The organism is Stecheria intestinalis, from assembly GCF_009696165.1.
GTDB classification, from domain to species: Bacteria; Bacillota_I; Bacilli_A; order Erysipelotrichales; family Erysipelotrichaceae; genus Bulleidia; species Bulleidia intestinalis.
On sequence record NZ_VUMN01000046.1, the window covers coordinates 1 to 16657 of the forward strand.

Below are 16657 nucleotides of genomic sequence, written 5' to 3' on the forward strand. Positions count from 1 at the left end.
TACCTTGGTACATGTAACAGTGATGTAATTTGTTGGTGCTTCGAACCGCCGGACGCCGAACGGCTTCTCCGGTGGTGTGAGAGGAAAAAAGATGAGAGCTCACGCTCTCATCCTCCTACTCGATTGAGCCGGAAATAGAAAAACTTCCCGGATATCCAGGAAGTTTCTGCGTGCCAGCTATCGGAATCGAACCAACGACCTACTCATTACGAATGAGTTGCTCTACCATCTGAGCTAAGCTGGCATATAAAAATAGCAGAGTTATTATATCTGATAATTCTGGAAGTTTCAATGGCATGATTTCAGGTTCACTGCTATCATGAGCGTATGAGTGAAAAAAGCCTTCTGGATTGCATGCCTGGTGAATTTGCGGCAATGAAACGGGAAGAAATCCTTCATGGGATCAGGGCTTCTGATGGCAAAGCATTAGGGGCGATGATCAGCAGTGACGTGACTCCTTATACCGGAGATCTGACCAATGCGGAGCTATGTGCTGCGTCAGGTGCAGAGATTCTGATCCTGGATCATTTCGATGCAGAAAACCCTCATGTGGAAGGGCTGCCGGCGGTGAAACAGCCGATGGATACGGTACGCATGATCAAAAAGCTTACCGGAAGACTGATCGGGGTCAGATTGGCGGCTATGGGTCCTGAGAGGTATCGGAAAAGCGAAGGAGTAACTCGCGGAATGCTTGCGACAGCGCAGAATGCTGTGAAGGCTGCCGCGATGGGGGTAAATCTGCTTCTGATCAGCGGGGAGCCTTCCGCAATCAAAGATGCGCTGAGGGAAGTGCGGAAAGCAGCTGGAGAAGAGATGGTCCTGTTTGCTGGAGATGGACAGGCGCAATATGCGGTCCCGACGATTGATGACATCAATGGATATATCAATAACGGAGCTGATGGAGTGCTTCTTCAGGGGCCTGGAACAATGCCTGGATGCACGGAAGAATGGTGTGAACAGAGGATTTCTCACATTCATTACCGCGGGAAGGTGGCAGTGCTTTCAATCGGAAACGGGATGGAGAATACGGATCCTGGGACGGCAGGAAGAATTGCGTTCGCGGCAAAACTGTCTGGGGCTGATCTGCATCTGCTTGGAAACGATGGACCGATGGGAATGGCGGATCCGGAGGTATTTCTGACGTATTCACTGGCAATCCGGGGGAAGAAGGAGACACTTCGCAGGATGGCGCTTTCACTGAACAGGTGAAGCGCCGGTCATATTCGTGTATAATAACTTBTGTCGTGGAGATCAGTGACAGAATATAGCGCCTGGACTGCGATCGCAGTTGACGAGGATCGGGTATTTATCGAAAGATTCGGCGGATGACCCGAAGGCTGGATACGGCCTGAGCAATGGGAAAAAACAGTTCGTGAGAGCTGAACAGATCCATTCGGTATCCTCCATGACCAAGTGTTTCCTGGAAATGGAGGATATTTTTTCATGTGTGGAATTACAGGTTTTACCGGCAGAAGCGAAGCACTGCCATTTTTACTGCAGGGTCTGAGAAAGCTGGAGTATCGCGGTTATGACTCGGCTGGCATTACGCTGGTCAGAGAGAATAGCTTGCGTACGTGGAAGACCAAAGGAAGACTGGCTGAACTGGAGAAGATTGTAGCTCACGAGAAATGCTCTGAAACGACTGGAATCGGCCATACGCGCTGGGCTACGCATGGAGTACCGAGCAATCTGAATGCACATCCGCATGCAAATGCGGACAATACGATCTCATTAGTTCATAACGGAATTGTTGAAAACTATTCTGCTCTGAGAGAGGAACTGGTGAAAAAGGGATATCGCTTCCAGTCAGAGACAGATAGTGAAGTCATCGTCCTTCTGCTGGATGAGTATTACAAAGAGTCCCATGATCTGCTTTCTGCCTTGAAGAAGACACTGAAGCGGCTGAATGGATCCTGGGCTCTGTGCGTGGTTTCTGTGTTTGAACCAGACACGATCTATGTTGCAAAGAAAGAGAGCCCAATGGTTCTCGGGAAGACGGCAGAAAGCACGTTCTGTGCCAGCGATGCACCTGCATTGCTGGAATATACAAAAGATATTCTGCCGCTGAATGATGGCGATATGGCAATTCTGAAGCCTGGTTCTCTGGAACTGTTTGATGAGAACGGCCGCAGGAAGGAGCCGCATTTTATCCGGTTCCCTTATGATATTCAGTCTGCCCAGATGGGAGGATATGATTCGTTCCTTTTGAAAGAGATTCATGAGCAGCCGAATGCGATCCGTGAGACTCTGAGGGGAAAACTCAAGGCAAGAAGAATCTCTCTTCCGGAAGTGGAGGGCCTGGATGCTGACTGGCAAAGCATTTCGCGGCTGGTATGGATCGGATGCGGTACTGCCTATCATGCCTGCCTCTATGCGGATCATCTTGCAAAGCAGATGACAGGATTGAGCAGCTCGGCAATTCCGGCAAGCGAATTCCGCTACAGCAATCCGAGGGTTGGAAAAGATACCTTATGTATCTTTGTGTCGCAATCCGGAGAAACAGCAGATACGATGGCTGCGCTGAAGCTGGCAAAAGCTAAGGGGTGCATAACCATTGGAATCGTGAATGTACTTGGTTCTTCCATTGCAAGGCTTGCTCATACGGTGGTTTATACGTGCGCTGGGCCGGAAATCTCGGTTGCGAGCACGAAGGCTTATACCACTCAGCTGGTATTGCTTTACGTGCTTGTTCTGAAACTGGCAGAGCTGACCGGAAGTCCGGTAAAAGGGATCACGAAGAAGATTGAGAATCTGAAGAACCTTCCGGATGCAGTGGAACAGACGATGAAATACCAGGATACGATGAGAGATCTGGCCGGGCTTCTGAAGGACCAGAGAGATGCTTACTTCATCGGCAGACAGCTTGACTATGCAAGTGCCCTGGAGGGAGCTCTGAAGCTGAAAGAGATTTCCTATGTGCATGCGGATGCGTATTATGCCGGTGAACTGAAACATGGCCCGATTGCATTGATTGAGAAGCATACGGTTGTCATGGCCCTGGCAACACAGCCCGAAGTGGCGATGAAGACGATCTCCAATATTGAAGAGACCATTGCAAGAGGGGCAGAAGTCATCCTGGTGACAGGCAAGGATTATGAAGGCGAACAATTCTCCCATGTGATCCGGATCCCGGAAGTGAGCAGTGATCTGGCACCGGTTCTGACGGCAGTGATACTGCAGCTATTTGCGTATTTCACAGCGAAGGAAAAGGGCTGTGATATTGATAAGCCGAGGAATCTGGCAAAGTCCGTGACCGTAGAATGATTCCGTTTCATTTTTCTGAAATGCGTTAAAATAGAAACATGGAACAAAAACGCGGTTACTGGATTCATCATAGAACAGAATCGGATGATGCAGTCGGAGGATTCTTTTATACAAGGGAGTGTGATTGCTCCGTCTGCGGAAAGACATCAAATCTGGAAAAGCCTGTCTGTCCGTATTGCGGTGCGATCATGGATCAGGAAGCACCGGAAGACAAGACAGAGAATTGATGAAATCCCTGGAAATCCATGCTGAAAAGGCGTGGATTTTTCTTTTCTCTTCGGATATCTGCGGGTGTATAGTATTCAGCATATTGAGGGGGACAGAGATGGAAGAGAAAGAAAAGCTGAATATGACTGAGGGGTCTCTGTGGGACAAGATCCTCATTTTTGCTCTGCCGATTGCCGCAACAGGAATTCTTCAGCAGCTTTTCAATGCCGCTGATGTAGCTGTGGTCGGCCAGTTTGTCAGCAAGCAGGCAATGGCGGCAGTCGGAGCGAATTCCTCCGTAGTCAATATCATGGTCACGCTTTTTGTCGGCATTTCGCTTGGCGCAAATGTCGTGATTTCCAGATTTACCGGAAGAAAAGACATGGACAGTGTGGAAAAGGCAGTACATACTGCGATCCTTGTATCATTGATTTCCGGTGTTTTCGTTACCATATTCGGAGAACTGATTGCCCGAGGCCTTCTGGAACTGATGACGGTTCCTGAAGATGTCATGGATATGGCAGTGCTTTATCTCAGGGTTTATCTGATCGGAATGCCGGTGATTCTGCTGTATAACTTTGAATCCGCGATCTATCAGAGCCAGGGGGATACGAAGACTCCGTTATTTGCCCTGGTGGTTTCCGGTCTGATCAATGTGGCGCTGAATCTGTTCTTTGTCGTTGTGGTCGGAATGACAGTGGATGGAGTTGCGACCGCAACGGTGATTTCCAATGTGATTTCTTCCGGTCTTCTGTTCTATTTTCTCTGCCGGGGAAAGCTTCCGATCAGTATCCGGAGAGAGATGTTTCATATCGATCGTGACCTGCTTGGCATGATGCTGAGGGTAGGACTTCCTGCCGGAATTCAGGGAATGGTATTCTCCATCTCGAATGTGATCATACAGGCAGCGGTGAACTCATTGGGAACAGATGCAGTAGCTGGATCCAGTGCAGCCTTCAATATCGAAATTCTCGGATATTTCCTGGTTAACAGCTTTTCACAGGCATGTACGACTTTTGTCTCTCAGAATTACGGTGCCGGGAAGCTGGATCGCTGCAGAAAAACGCTGAAGACTGCCCTGCTGGAAAGCACTCTGATCGGAGGCGGTTTCTCATTCCTTCTGGTTGCCTTCGGCAGACAGCTTCTGCAGATCTTCAATGGGGATCCGGCAGTCATCAGCTATGGATATGAACGATTATTCTGGATCCTGTGTTTTGAAACGCTGAATGGGGCAATTGATAATATTTCAGGCGCAATGAGAGGATACGGGGAATCCCTGAAGCCTGCGATTGTTGCGTTAGTCGGGATCTGCGGCGTCCGTATTGCATGGGTTTATACCTATTTCAGGACGCATCATACTTTACGGGTTCTGATGATGGCTTATCCGGTCAGCTGGGTCATTACTCTTGCTGTCATGATCGTGATGTACCTGTATCTGAGGGCACATGGATTAGGAGAAAAGAAAGAGATTCTCTGATTGCGCAGAATCGAAGAACCTCTTCAGGACTTAGGGCAAGGAAAACCTTCCCGGGGGTTAATATGCAGGCATGTCCTTCAATATGATCGCAGAAACGATGAAGAGAAAAGGATTCTGGAGAATTCATAATCTCTGAATGCATTCTTCTATAAGGCAACAGAAGACCCTTCTCCTTCTTTCTTTGCACGGTAAAGTGCTTCTTCTGCGGCTTTCAGTGTTTCCGCATAAGGGATGAACGGAAGCGCAATCGTGACTCCGGCACAGACGGAAACATCAAAACTGGTGTATTCTTCCTGAAGAACATCATTGATGTGATCAATCAGGGAACAGGTATTGTGCGTATCCATATAGATGATGCCGATGAATCTGTCATTATCCATTCGTGCAAAGGTTCCCTGCTTCCCTGCCTGCTCCTGAAGAACGCGGGCGATGATGTTGAGCACCGTATCACGGACTCGGACAGACTGATTCGTGAAGTTCTGGAGATGATCTGCTTCAATCAGAACAAAGGAAGAGTTGCTGGATTCATGCAGACGAAGCAGATCCTGATAATCTTCTTCAAACAGAGTCCGATTCGGAAGCCCGGTAAGAGAGTCAATGTTTTCAGACTTATGAATCTGGTGGCTCATGGATCGGATCAGCAGTGTGCATACTACGATGCAGCCGAAAGTGATCAGCAGATTCATGAACAGGCTGTTTGTCATGTGATCATTGATCTCACTGATTTCCGCCGAACAGTCTTTTGAGATGATGATGTTCCATTTCATCCTGGAATCATTGATGATCACCTGGTACTTGTTTCCATTCCATGCGGCATAGGGCTTTCGGGCAGGGCTGCTGATGATCTCCTCCGGGATTCCTGTGAGCTCTTCAACCAGATCTGCGGTTTTGAAACAGGTGGTGTTCCAGGTGAAGGTATTATCTGCATTGCCTGCATTCACCACATAGATTTCCACATTCTGCTCATTTTCTTTCTGGGCGATCAGACGCTGAATTTTATGGATGGAGGTTCCGACGCCGATCACTCCGAGCATGTTTCCGCGATCGTCGACGATCCGGAAATTCACGAACAAGGTGATCTTGTTCCCGGTTGCTTCGGAGTGATCGACCTGGCAGTTATAAAGCGAGGAGGAGCGGACGAAGTTGTAATACCAGCTGTCAAAAGGATTGCTTGCGTCAAGGGCTTTGCTGATGCCGCCCTGGTAGTAATAATTCTTTGACCTCGTGCTGACCAGAAAGGCAATGTCATAATTCCATTCTTGCTGAACGGATCGCAGATATTCCACCAGTTCCTGATCTCCGTCAGTGTTTAGATGCTCTTGTTCGTGATGAAGCCAGTCAATCAGGAATGAGCTTGAAGCCATTGATTTGGATACCGTAATGGACTCATTCACATAGGACTTGATGTCAGAATCGAGCACGTCTGCAGTCAGCGTGACGACATCTTCCGCATTGGCTTTCATCTGCTGACGGCTGAAAGAAGTGTCGGAGAGCGTGATGATCATGAAACCGGCAGCGATGAACACTGCCAGATAGATTACCGGCCAGAACAGACGGAAGGATTTCCTCATGAAACTATTCTATAACATGAAGGGGGCAGGAGAAATCCGTTTTACCTATCTGCGGCGGTTTTCATTGAGATAGCGAGCGTGTTCATATTCCCGGATTTTCTTTTCTTTCCAATGCTGATTCATTTCAATGATGGCGAGTGCTTCATCAGCGATATCTTCCATCCTTGGATGGTCAGCGGATAAGAGATATCCGACCATGCGGCGCATGGCATTCTCGGTCTCCAGTTCTTCTGCTAATGCATAGCCGAATTCTTCCGGATAGCCCATTTTCCGGATCAGCTGACAGATCTGGGCAGTTCTTTCTTCTTTGGTGTATTCCTTTTTGCTCATGGGTTCATTGTAATGTTCCGTGAGAGAATGAGAAAAAAGAAGTTGATTTTCTTCTTCAGAATCGTATACTGATTTCAAAGCCTTGAAGAGAAGAGTAGTCTGCTCTCTGCATTCCAAGAGAGTTCCGGAACTGGTGAAACGGAACAGTGCACGAACAGAGGAAGATGGTCTCAGAGCTGCAGCACTGAACTGGAGTAAGTGCTGACGGGAGTTCCCGTTACTGGACAGGAGTATGTCTGTACTCAGTGAGTCATCTGCAGTGATGCGGATGAGAAGCAAGGTGGTAACACGAGAGATCAATCCCGTCCTTGAAAGAACCATGGAGTGTTCTTGCAGGGACGGTTTTTGTTTCTATGGGAAAGGAGGAGCAGCATGATTGAACTGAAGCATATCGTCAAGGTGTTTGAGACGAAAAACGACGATATTCATGCGGTCAATGGGGTGGATCTCACGATTCATGATGGTGAAATCTATGGCATCATCGGGTATTCCGGTGCCGGAAAATCCACACTGGTCCGGATTGTCAATCAGCTGGAACGACAGAGTGCCGGCGATGTGATTATCGACGGCCGCACGATGCAGGATCTCAGCAGGAATGAGCTGAGACAGGAGAGGCAGAAGATAGGCATGATCTTCCAGCACTTCAATCTCCTGTGGTCGAGAACCGTGCAGAAGAACGTTGAACTGCCGCTGGAATTTGCAGGAGTGCCGAAGGCAGAACGAGAGAAGAAAGCTGCAGAGCTGATTCACCTCGTAGGCCTGGATGGCAGAGAGAACAGCTATCCGAGCGAGCTCTCGGGCGGGCAGAAACAGAGGGTCGGTATTGCCAGAGCACTGGCAAATGATCCGAAGATTCTGCTCTCCGATGAAGCAACCTCGGCACTGGATCCGGATACAACGGAACAGATTCTGGATCTCCTGAAGCAGATCAACCAGAAGATGGGAATCACGATTGTGATGATCACCCACCAGATGGAAGTTGTTCAGCAGATCTGCTCGAGAATGGCAGTCATGAGCGAAGGAAAAGTCGTCGAAGAGGGGACGGTCAAAGAACTCTTCGAGCACCCGAAACATGAAATCACGAAACGATTCGTGCAGAACGTCAATGCTTCGGAAGATATAGAAACTCTGGCAGAGAATCTGAAACAGAAATACCCGGATGGTGTTCTGCTGAGACTGATCTTCACGTCCGGAACTGATGATCCGGTGATTGCAGATGCGATCCGCCAGGTCAGCTTCCCGGTTTCCATCGTGCAGTCTGACATCACCAGCACCAAGGATGGTCCTTACGGAACAACGTATCTTCATCTCTTCCACGCAAAGGATGAAGAATACAACAAGTTCGTGGAATACCTGGTATCGAAGAACGTGAAAGTGGAGGTGCTGTGATGATTGAGTCAACCCTGAACGTAGAACAGCTGCTCCAGGCGGTCTGGGAAACGGTATACATGACGTTCGTCTCCCTGTTCTTCGCGGCGATCTTCGGTCTTCTGATCGGCATTCTGCTCTACTGCACGCAGACCGGAGGTCTGCTTCAGAATAAGGTACTGAATCGCATCGTGGACATCATCGTGAATGTCTTACGTGCTATTCCGTTCCTGATTCTATTGATTCTATTGATTCCGCTGACCAGAGCATTAGTCGGAACGATGCTTGGCGCCAAAGCCGCATTGCCGCCGCTGATCTTTGCCAGCACGCCGTTCTTTGCACGAATGTGCGTCATTGCCTTCCAGGATGTGGACAAAGGAACGATTGAAGCAGCCAAGTCAATGGGTGCTACAAATTCTCAGATTATCTTCAAAGTACTTCTGCCTGAATCCATGCCTGCAATTGTCTCAGGCATCGCAGTAACCGGCATCTCCCTGGTAGGCTATACCGCAATGGCTGGTGCCATCGGCGCAGGCGGTCTTGGAAATCTTGCATATATGTATGGTTTTGCAAGACGGAATGACGCGATCCTCTACAGCTCCACCGTGATTATTGTCCTGATCGTATTCGTGATCCAGTGGGTCGGCGATGCGGTCGTGAAGAAAATCGATAAACGTTAGAAAAACGAAAGGGAAAGAAAATGAAAACAGGAAAGTTCACCCGCATCATCTCCACTGCAGTCCTCGCACTGTCTCTCGCTGCCTGCGGAAGCAGCAGCTCTGCTGCAGCTACTACGGCAGCCGCAACTGCATCCGCATCTGCTCCTGCCGCATCAGAAGCAGCTGCTGCAGCAGAACCGACAACACTCTCTGTCATCGCTACTGCAAACCCGCATGAAGTCATTCTGAATGCGGCTGCACCGATCCTTCTGGAGAAGTACAACATCACGCTCAACATCATCGAAACCGAAGACTATTACACGCCGAACAGAGCAGTCAATGATGGTGACGCAGATGCCAACTTCTTCCAGCATGTTCCGTTCTTCGACAATGAAGTTGCTGAGAACGGATATGATCTGGTBAATGTCGCAGGCATTGAAATCGAACCGTTCGGCTTCTATTCCAAGAAGTACAGCTCCCTGGATGAACTTCCGGATGGAGCCCACATCATCACTTCCAACTCAGTCGCTGACCATGGCCGTATCCTCTCCATCCTTGCGAAAGCAGGACTCATCACGCTGGCTGACGGCGTAGACGAACTGACCGCTACGAAGGAAGACATCGTCGACAATCCTCATAACTATGATTTCTCCATCGAAGTCAATCCGGAACAGCTGACGAATACGCTCGATGATGCTCAGGCAGACCTGGTCGCAATCAATGGCAACTATGCAATCGCTGCTGGTCTGAAGCCGTCTGAAGATGCATTGCTCCTCGAACAGGCTGATTCCACGAACCCGTATGTGAACATCCTCGTTACTCGCACGGAGCTCAAGGATGATCCGAGAATCAAGGCACTGGCTGAAGTTCTGACTTCTGATGACATCAAGAAGTTCATCACGGATACCTGGGCTGACGGCTCTGTCATCCCGGCTGAATGATCACATGCCTGCATGGCTTTGCTGAAGCCTTGAACCAGCAGAAATGCTGAGTATAAAAAATCAAAAAAATTAAGGCTAAATGGAATTGCTCCATTCCTGGAAGGAATCCGGTGAAGTTGCTAATTTCATGGACAGTCTTCGAATAGAAAAATGGTGTGCTGAAATATGCCGCCATTTTTTGTGCTTTCTTGGCATTTCTGGAGGCACCGGATAAGCTTACCTTGTTAAATGTAAGCGCTTCGCATAAACAATTAATAATTAATTTCACAAATAAAAAATAAAAATTTTAGATGTCAGCGCTTACATGTGATTCATTTAACAAATCCTGCTTGATTTCATCTTTTCTGGTGGTAAGGTTGTTAATGTGAATTCAGTCACAAGAGCTGAGAAAGAGAAGGAAAGTATATGGCTAAGAAAATTGTACTGGCAGGCGCATGCAGAACAGCGATCGGCAAGATGGGCGGCGAACTGAGCACGGTCCCGGCAGTGGATCTCGGAGCAGCAGTAATCAGAGAAGCAGTGAAGCGTGCCGGGCTGAAGCCTGAGCAGGTGGATCATGTATATATGGGCAATGTCATCCAGGCAGGTCTGGGACAGAATCCTGCCCGGCAGGCTTCCATCAAAGCAGGTCTTCCGGTTACCTGCCCGGCAGTTACTGTGAACGTGGTATGCGGATCAGGTCTTGATTGCGTGAATATGGCTGCAGAAATGATTCTGGCAGGCGATGCGGATGTGGTAGTAGCCGGCGGCATGGAATCCATGAGCAATGGTCCGTACCTGCTGCCGCATGCAAGATTCGGATATCGGATGAACACGCCGAAGGATGGTCTCGTAGATGCCATGGTGCATGATGCATTATGGGATGCATTTGGAGATTATCACATGATGATCACAGCTGAGAATGTTGCGGAGCAGTGGCATCTGACAAGAGAAGAGCTTGATGAGTTCTCTGCTCATTCTCAGAACAAGGCTTGCGATGCAAGAGATCATGGCAGATTCAAGGATGAGATTGTTCCGATCGAAGTGAATCTTGGCAAAAAGAAAGGTATCGTCACCGTGGATACGGATGAGGGACCTCGTGAAGGCCAGACACCGGAAGTTCTTGCAAAGCTGAAGTGCTGCTCTGGCAAGCAGGGCGGTGTTGTCACTGCCGGCAATGCGTCAGGGATCAATGATGGTGCTGCAGCTCTGGTCGTGATGTCTGAGGAAAAGGCAAAGGAACTTGGCGTGAAGCCGATGGCAACCTGGATTGCCGGCGGTCTTGGCGGCGTAGATCCTTCCATCATGGGTGTCGGCCCGGTTGCCGCAACGAAGAAAGTTCTTGCGAAGACTGGCCTGACGATTGATGACTTCGATCTCTATGAAGCAAATGAAGCATTTGCAGCACAGAGTGTTGCAGTTGCGAAGGAACTGAAGTTCGATCCGGCAAAGCTGAATGTGAATGGCGGTGCTATTGCATTAGGCCATCCGGTCGGAGCTTCCGGTGCAAGAATTCTCGTTACGCTTCTGTATGCAATGCAGCAGCGCAATGCACATCGCGGTCTTGCAACACTTTGCATCGGCGGCGGCATGGGCTGCGCAACGGTGGTAGAACGCGAGGACTGAGAACATGTCATTCGTGACGTATACAGCAGAAGGTGCGGTCGGAACGATTGCTGTGAATCGTCCCCAGGCACTGAATGCATTGAATTCCGAAGTGCTTGAAGATCTGAGCAGAGCACTGGATCAGGTTGATCAGAGCGTGATCCGCTGCCTGATCATCACCGGCACCGGAGAAAAATCATTTGTTGCCGGTGCGGATATCGGGGAGATGAGCTCTCTGAACGAAGAAGAAGGAAAAGCATTTTCGAAAAAAGGAAATGATCTGTTCCGAAGGATCGAGACGTTCCCGATTCCGGTGATTGCAGCAGTCAATGGCTATGCATTAGGCGGCGGCTGCGAGCTGGCAATGTCCTGCGACTTCCGGATTGCTTCAGAAAATGCAGTATTCGGACAGCCTGAGACAGGACTTGGAATCACGCCGGGATTCGGCGGAACGCAGCGGCTGGCCAGACTGATCGGTCCTGGCTATGCGAAGCAGATGATCTATACGGCGCGCAATATCAAAGCTGACGAAGCGTTGCGGATCGGACTTGTGAACAAGGTTGTTCCGCTTGCGGATCTGTTAGCGGAAGCTGGAAAGCTTGCTGGTCAGGTTGCGGCGAATGCTCCGATTGCAGTGCGTTATGCAAAGGCAGATATCAACGAAGGTCTGGAGCTTGGCATGGATGAAGCGACAGCTCTGGAAGAGAAGCGCTTCGGTGCATGCTTCACAACACATGATCAGAAGGAAGGCATGAACGCATTCCTGGAAAAGCGCAGAGAAAAGACATTCACGAATAACTGAAAAGAGGATGAGATGATATGAAGGTAGCAGTAATCGGAGCCGGCACGATGGGCCGGGGTATTGCTCAGACATTTGCACAGTGCCCGGAAGTAGAAAAAGTATATCTCTGTGATCTGGAAGTGGAATATGCAGAGTCCGGACTGAATCGGATTGTCAGTGCTTTTTCGAAGAGAATCTCCAAGGGAAAGATGACCCAGGAAGAGGCAGGAAACATTCTTGCCAAGATCCAGACTGGTACAGATGAAATCGCAGTGGATCCGGATCTCGTTGTGGAAGCAGTCATCGAGAACATGGAGCTGAAGAAGAAGCTCTTCAAGCATATGCAGAATGAGGTTGTCAGAAATCCGGACTGCATCTATGCGACGAATACGTCCTCGCTTTCCATCACGGAAATCGGCGCAGGTCTCAAGATGCCGGTCGTCGGCATGCACTTCTTCAATCCGGCTCCGGTCATGAAGCTGGTGGAAGTCATCGCCGGTCTGAATACTCCGGAAGAAACAGTCCAGAAGATCATTGAGATTGCCGGACTGCTCGGCAAGACTCCGGTACAGGTCGAAGAGAGTGCCGGCTTCGTGGTCAACCGGATTCTGATCCCGATGATCAACGAAGGTATTCAGGTCTATTCAGATGGCATTGCAGATATCACCGGAATTGATACGGCAATGAAGCTTGGCTGCAACCATCCGATGGGACCGCTGGAACTGGCGGATTATATCGGCCTGGATGTTGTCCTTGCCATCATGAATGTGCTGTATACCGAGAGCGGAGATTCCAAGTATCGCCCGGCTCAGCTGCTGAAGAAAATGGTGCGTGCAGGCCATCTTGGCGTAAAGAGCGGAATTGGTTTCTACAATTACGCAGATGGTGGAAAAGTCGCAGTCGACCAGAAGAAGCCTGCGGCAGAAGCTGCAAAATAACACTCTGAAAGCGCCGGAATGGTCTGCCGGCGCTTTCGGTTGAATAGAATAGAAGACGGAGGTCATAGCAATGGATTTTCAGCTGGATCAGAAACATGAGATGGCGCGCAGACTGTTTCAGCAGTTTGCGGAGAACGAAGTAAAGCCTCATGCAATTGAAGTGGATGAAGAAGAACGGTTCCCGCGCGAGAATATCGAGAAGATGGCAAAGTACGGATTCCTCGGAATTCCGTTTGATCGGAAGTACGGGGGTCAGGGATGTGACCCGCTGACGTATGTGATGTGTGTGGAAGAGCTGGCAAAAGTATGCGGCACGACTGCAGTAGCACTGTCTGCGCATACATCGCTTTGTGCAGATCCGATTGCCCAGTTCGGTACGGAAGCACAGAAGCAGAAGTACCTGGTTCCGCTTGCGAAGGGCGAAAAGCTCGGCGCATTCGGCCTGACTGAACCAGGTGCAGGAACGGATGCTCAGGGGGTTCAGACCAGAGCCGTGCTCGATGGCGACAGCTGGGTGCTGAATGGTTCCAAGTGCTTCATCACGAATGGCAAAGAGGCAGATGTCTATATCATCATTGCCTATACCGACATTGTCACAGATGCCAAGGGCAGAAAGAAGAAGCTCTTCTCTGCCTTCATCGTCGAGAAGGGAACGCCTGGCTTCACGTTCGGAACCAAGGAGAAGAAGATGGGCATCCGCGGTTCGGCAACCTATGAACTGATTTTCCAGAACTGCAGAATTCCGAAGGAAAACCTGCTTGGTCAGCAGGGCAAAGGATTCCCTCTGGCGATGCATACGCTGGATGGCGGCAGAATCGGAATCGCTGCCCAGGCGCTTGGTCTGGCCGAAGGCGCTTTCGATCGCACGCTTGCTTATGTGAAGACCAGAAAGCAGTTCGGCAGACCTCTGTCTATGTTCCAGAATACGCAGTTTGTTCTGGCCGATCTTGCAACGGAGATCGAAGCTTCCAAGCTTCTGGTTTACCGCGCTGCGGAAGCGAAAGCGACCAAGGATCGCTTCTCGGAAGAAGCAGCGATGGCAAAGCTTTCTGCGGCAAGAACCGCAATGGATGTCACGACTCGCTGCGTGCAACTGATGGGCGGCTATGGCTATATCCGTGATTACGAAGTAGAGCGCATGATGCGTGATGCCAAGATCACGGAGATCTATGAAGGAACATCTGAAGTCCAGGAAATGGTGATTTCCGGTGCGCTTCTGAAGTAAAGGGAGGACAGGAAAATGAAGATCGTAGTTTGCGTGAAGCAGGTTCCGGATACCATGGGAGGCGTGAAGTTCAAGCCGGATGGAACCCTGGACCGGCAGGCAATGATGTCGATCATGAATCCGGATGACAAGTCTGCCCTGGAAGCAGCACTTCGCATCAAGGATCAGGATCCGGAAAATGTAACTGTCACAGCACTGACCATGGGTCTGCCGAAGGCAGATGCAGTGCTGCGTGAAGCAATGGCTATGGGGGCAGATGCCGGACTTCTGATCACGGATCGGGTGCTCGGCGGTGCTGATACCTGGGCAACGTCTTCCACGATTGCTGGTGCACTCAAGAACATGGAATATGATCTGGTTATCACCGGACGCCAGGCAATTGATGGTGATACGGCTCAGGTCGGACCGGAAATTGCAGAACATCTCGGACTGCCATGCATCTCGTATGCGTCTGAGATCTCCGTGGAAGGCGATACGGTTACGGCTAAGCGTCAGTTCGATGACCGCTATCATATCGAGCGGGCAAAGCTTCCGGCACTGGTCACGGTGCTTGGCGAAGCAGTGACGCCGAGATATATGACACCTGGCGGAATCTTCAAGGCATTTGATCAGCAGGTTACCGTATGGGGCCGAAAGGATCTGAATGTCGATGATTCCAATATCGGTCTCAAAGGTTCTCCGACCATGATCGCAAAAGCAAGCGATAAGGTCGCAAAAGGCAAAGGCGTGAAGGTGACTCCGGAGTCTGCAGAAGAAGCAGCAGATGATATCCTGAATCTGCTTCAGGACAAGCACATCATCTGAGGATCAGGACAGAAAGGCTGGAGAAGAGAAATGGACTTAAGTGAATATAAAGGCGTATTCATCTACGCACAGGAAACCGACGGAAAGATCTCCCCGATCTCCCTGGAACTGCTCGGCAAGGCAAAGGAACTTGCAGCAAATCTTGAAGAGAAGAAAGTCACTGCAGTGCTGCTCGGATATCATGTTTCCGGACTGACCGATGAGCTTGCAGAATATGGTGCAGACCGTGTCATTGTGGTCGATGATCCTGCTCTGGAAGAATATACGAGCGAACCGTATGCGCATGCACTGGCATCGGTGATTGATACGTACAAGCCGGAAATACTGCTGATCGGCGCTACTGCAATCGGCAGAGATCTCGGCCCGCGGGTCAGTGCTCGTGTGCATACCGGCCTGACTGCAGACTGCACTGGTCTTGAGATCGGCGATTATCCGCTGACCGCAGTGCCAGGACATGAAGCAGATCAGAAACACGGACAGCTGCTGATGACTCGTCCGGCATTCGGGGGCAATACGATCGCTACAATTGCCTGCCCGAACTTCCGTCCGCAGATGGCTACCGTGCGTCCGGGTGTCATGAAGAAGGCAGAACCGAAGCCGGGTGCCAAGGCAGAGGTTGTGAACTACAACCCTGGCTTCGAGAAGAATAACTGCTGGGTAGAGATTCTGAAAGTCGTGAAGGAGGTCTCCAAGGCTGCGGATATCCAGGATGCCAAGATCCTCGTATCCGGAGGCAGAGGCGTCGGTTCCAAGGAGAACTTCAGCATTCTGCAGGATCTTGCGGATGCCCTGCATGGAACGGTTGCCTGCTCCAGAGCAGCAGTTGATGCTGGCTGGATGCCTAAGGAACTCCAGGTCGGCCAGACTGGCAAGACCGTCAGACCGAATGTCTATTTTGCCATCGGTATTTCCGGTGCCATTCAGCATGTTGCAGGCATGGAAGAGTCTGGCTTGATCATTGCGATCAACAATGATCCGAATGCGCCGATCTTCGATACTGCGGACTACGGCATCGTGGGAGATCTGAACCAGGTCGTTCCGTTACTGACAAAGAAGATCAAGGCAGCACTGGCAGAAAAAACGGCTGCCTGAGGAATTGCGTATGAGTGAGAAAGTCTATCGGATATTCGTGATCAATCCAGGGTCTACTTCGACGAAGCTGTCATTGTTCGAGAATGAGAAGAAAGTGTTTGAGGACAATGTGTTCCATGATTCAACGGTTCTGAGATCCCTGGGTGATATCAATAACCAGCTGAATTACCGCATGGAGGTCATTGAGGAGTTCCTGAAGGAACATCATATCGATCTGAGGGGTCTTGATGCGGTAGTAGGCAGAGGCGGACCGTGCTATCCGCTGGAGAGCGGTACGTATGAGATCAACCAGCAGATGGTGGAAGATACCCGCAATCATGTGGCGGGACTGTATCACGCATCCATGCTCGGGGTTCAGATGGCCGAAGTGATTCATGAGAAGTACGGGGCCAGAATGTTCACGGTGGATCCTACGG

15 protein-coding genes, 1 tRNA gene and 1 other annotated feature are annotated in these 16657 nt (G+C 50.0%); of the genes, 13 read left to right on the forward strand and 3 right to left on the reverse strand.

Annotated features, from left to right (window positions below):
- Window positions 1-171: 171 nt before the first annotated feature.
- Window positions 172-244, reverse strand: a tRNA-Thr gene (locus FYJ51_RS12645).
- Between the two features lie 83 nt (window positions 245-327).
- Between FYJ51_RS12645 and FYJ51_RS12650 the strand changes: the two genes are divergently transcribed.
- The 3 genes from FYJ51_RS12650 (at window position 328) to FYJ51_RS12660 (ending at window position 4948) form a co-directional block, all read left to right on the forward strand.
- Window positions 328-1209, forward strand: a complete 882-nt coding sequence (locus FYJ51_RS12650; RefSeq protein WP_154505933.1) for a DUF7916 family protein — start codon at window positions 328-330, stop codon at window positions 1207-1209.
- Window positions 1210-1443: 234 nt separating this feature from the next.
- Entirely contained in the window at window positions 1444-3264 is a 1821-nt protein-coding gene (glmS, locus tag FYJ51_RS12655) for a glutamine--fructose-6-phosphate transaminase (isomerizing) (protein ID WP_154505934.1), read from the forward strand.
- A gap of 325 nt (window positions 3265-3589) precedes the next feature.
- A complete protein-coding gene (locus FYJ51_RS12660; protein ID WP_154505935.1) occupies window positions 3590-4948 on the forward strand; it encodes an MATE family efflux transporter in 1359 nt (452 codons plus the stop codon).
- 146 nt (window positions 4949-5094) lie between these two features.
- On the opposite strand, the gene FYJ51_RS12665 is transcribed toward FYJ51_RS12660, so the two are convergent.
- Window positions 5095-6519, reverse strand: coding sequence for a sensor domain-containing diguanylate cyclase (locus tag FYJ51_RS12665; RefSeq protein WP_154505936.1), 1425 nt, complete (start codon window positions 6517-6519; stop codon window positions 5095-5097).
- Window positions 6520-6564: 45 nt separating this feature from the next.
- Entirely contained in the window at window positions 6565-6849 is a 285-nt protein-coding gene (locus FYJ51_RS12670) for a hypothetical protein (protein ID WP_154505937.1), read from the reverse strand.
- Window positions 6850-6922: 73 nt separating this feature from the next.
- Window positions 6923-7162 (forward strand) — a binding site (T-box leader).
- A 59-nt stretch (window positions 7163-7221) separates the two neighbouring features.
- On the opposite strand from FYJ51_RS12670, the gene FYJ51_RS12675 reads away from it, so the two are divergent.
- The 10 genes from FYJ51_RS12675 to FYJ51_RS12720 all read left to right on the forward strand — a co-directional run.
- Entirely contained in the window at window positions 7222-8238 is a 1017-nt protein-coding gene (locus FYJ51_RS12675) for a methionine ABC transporter ATP-binding protein (RefSeq protein WP_154505938.1), read from the forward strand.
- Window positions 8238-8897: a methionine ABC transporter permease gene (locus tag FYJ51_RS12680; RefSeq protein WP_154505939.1), complete on the forward strand. Its 660-nt coding sequence runs from the start codon at window positions 8238-8240 to the stop codon at window positions 8895-8897. Before FYJ51_RS12675 ends, FYJ51_RS12680 begins: the two co-directional genes overlap by 1 nt.
- A gap of 20 nt (window positions 8898-8917) precedes the next feature.
- The gene (locus tag FYJ51_RS12685; protein ID WP_154505940.1) at window positions 8918-9817 is read left to right on the forward strand and encodes a MetQ/NlpA family ABC transporter substrate-binding protein; all 900 of its coding nucleotides are present in this window, start codon (window positions 8918-8920) and stop codon (window positions 9815-9817) included.
- Window positions 9818-10222: 405 nt separating this feature from the next.
- Complete coding sequence (locus FYJ51_RS12690; protein ID WP_154505941.1) at window positions 10223-11422, forward strand: acetyl-CoA C-acetyltransferase; 1200 nt, start codon at window positions 10223-10225, stop codon at window positions 11420-11422.
- 4 nt (window positions 11423-11426) lie between these two features.
- Window positions 11427-12203: an enoyl-CoA hydratase-related protein gene (locus tag FYJ51_RS12695; protein ID WP_154505942.1), complete on the forward strand. Its 777-nt coding sequence runs from the start codon at window positions 11427-11429 to the stop codon at window positions 12201-12203.
- Between the two features lie 17 nt (window positions 12204-12220).
- A complete protein-coding gene (locus FYJ51_RS12700) occupies window positions 12221-13120 on the forward strand; it encodes a 3-hydroxyacyl-CoA dehydrogenase family protein (RefSeq protein ID WP_154505943.1) in 900 nt (299 codons plus the stop codon).
- Window positions 13121-13190: 70 nt separating this feature from the next.
- On the forward strand, window positions 13191-14345 hold the full coding sequence (locus FYJ51_RS12705; protein WP_105302616.1) for an acyl-CoA dehydrogenase: 1155 nt from the start codon (window positions 13191-13193) through the stop codon (window positions 14343-14345).
- A gap of 15 nt (window positions 14346-14360) precedes the next feature.
- Entirely contained in the window at window positions 14361-15149 is a 789-nt protein-coding gene (locus tag FYJ51_RS12710) for an electron transfer flavoprotein subunit beta/FixA family protein (RefSeq protein ID WP_154505944.1), read from the forward strand.
- Between the two features lie 30 nt (window positions 15150-15179).
- A complete protein-coding gene (locus tag FYJ51_RS12715; protein WP_154505945.1) occupies window positions 15180-16241 on the forward strand; it encodes an electron transfer flavoprotein subunit alpha/FixB family protein in 1062 nt (353 codons plus the stop codon).
- 10 nt (window positions 16242-16251) lie between these two features.
- On the forward strand, window positions 16252-16657 hold a 406-nt coding region (locus FYJ51_RS12720), incomplete at its 3' end, for an acetate and sugar kinases/Hsc70/actin family protein (RefSeq protein WP_235897291.1).

Coding starts and splice junctions, on each gene's coding strand:
- FYJ51_RS12650 (WP_154505933.1), top strand. CDS start 328: ATGAGTGAAAAAAGCCTTCTGGATTGCATGCCTGGTGAATTTGCGGCA.
- glmS (WP_154505934.1), top strand. CDS start 1,444: ATGTGTGGAATTACAGGTTTTACCGGCAGAAGCGAAGCACTGCCATTT.
- FYJ51_RS12660 (WP_154505935.1), top strand. CDS start 3,590: ATGGAAGAGAAAGAAAAGCTGAATATGACTGAGGGGTCTCTGTGGGAC.
- FYJ51_RS12665 (WP_154505936.1), bottom strand. CDS start 6,519: ATGAGGAAATCCTTCCGTCTGTTCTGGCCGGTAATCTATCTGGCAGTG.
- FYJ51_RS12670 (WP_154505937.1), bottom strand. CDS start 6,849: ATGAGCAAAAAGGAATACACCAAAGAAGAAAGAACTGCCCAGATCTGT.
- FYJ51_RS12675 (WP_154505938.1), top strand. CDS start 7,222: ATGATTGAACTGAAGCATATCGTCAAGGTGTTTGAGACGAAAAACGAC.
- FYJ51_RS12680 (WP_154505939.1), top strand. CDS start 8,238: ATGATTGAGTCAACCCTGAACGTAGAACAGCTGCTCCAGGCGGTCTGG.
- FYJ51_RS12690 (WP_154505941.1), top strand. CDS start 10,223: ATGGCTAAGAAAATTGTACTGGCAGGCGCATGCAGAACAGCGATCGGC.
- FYJ51_RS12695 (WP_154505942.1), top strand. CDS start 11,427: ATGTCATTCGTGACGTATACAGCAGAAGGTGCGGTCGGAACGATTGCT.
- FYJ51_RS12700 (WP_154505943.1), top strand. CDS start 12,221: ATGAAGGTAGCAGTAATCGGAGCCGGCACGATGGGCCGGGGTATTGCT.
- FYJ51_RS12705 (WP_105302616.1), top strand. CDS start 13,191: ATGGATTTTCAGCTGGATCAGAAACATGAGATGGCGCGCAGACTGTTT.
- FYJ51_RS12710 (WP_154505944.1), top strand. CDS start 14,361: ATGAAGATCGTAGTTTGCGTGAAGCAGGTTCCGGATACCATGGGAGGC.
- FYJ51_RS12715 (WP_154505945.1), top strand. CDS start 15,180: ATGGACTTAAGTGAATATAAAGGCGTATTCATCTACGCACAGGAAACC.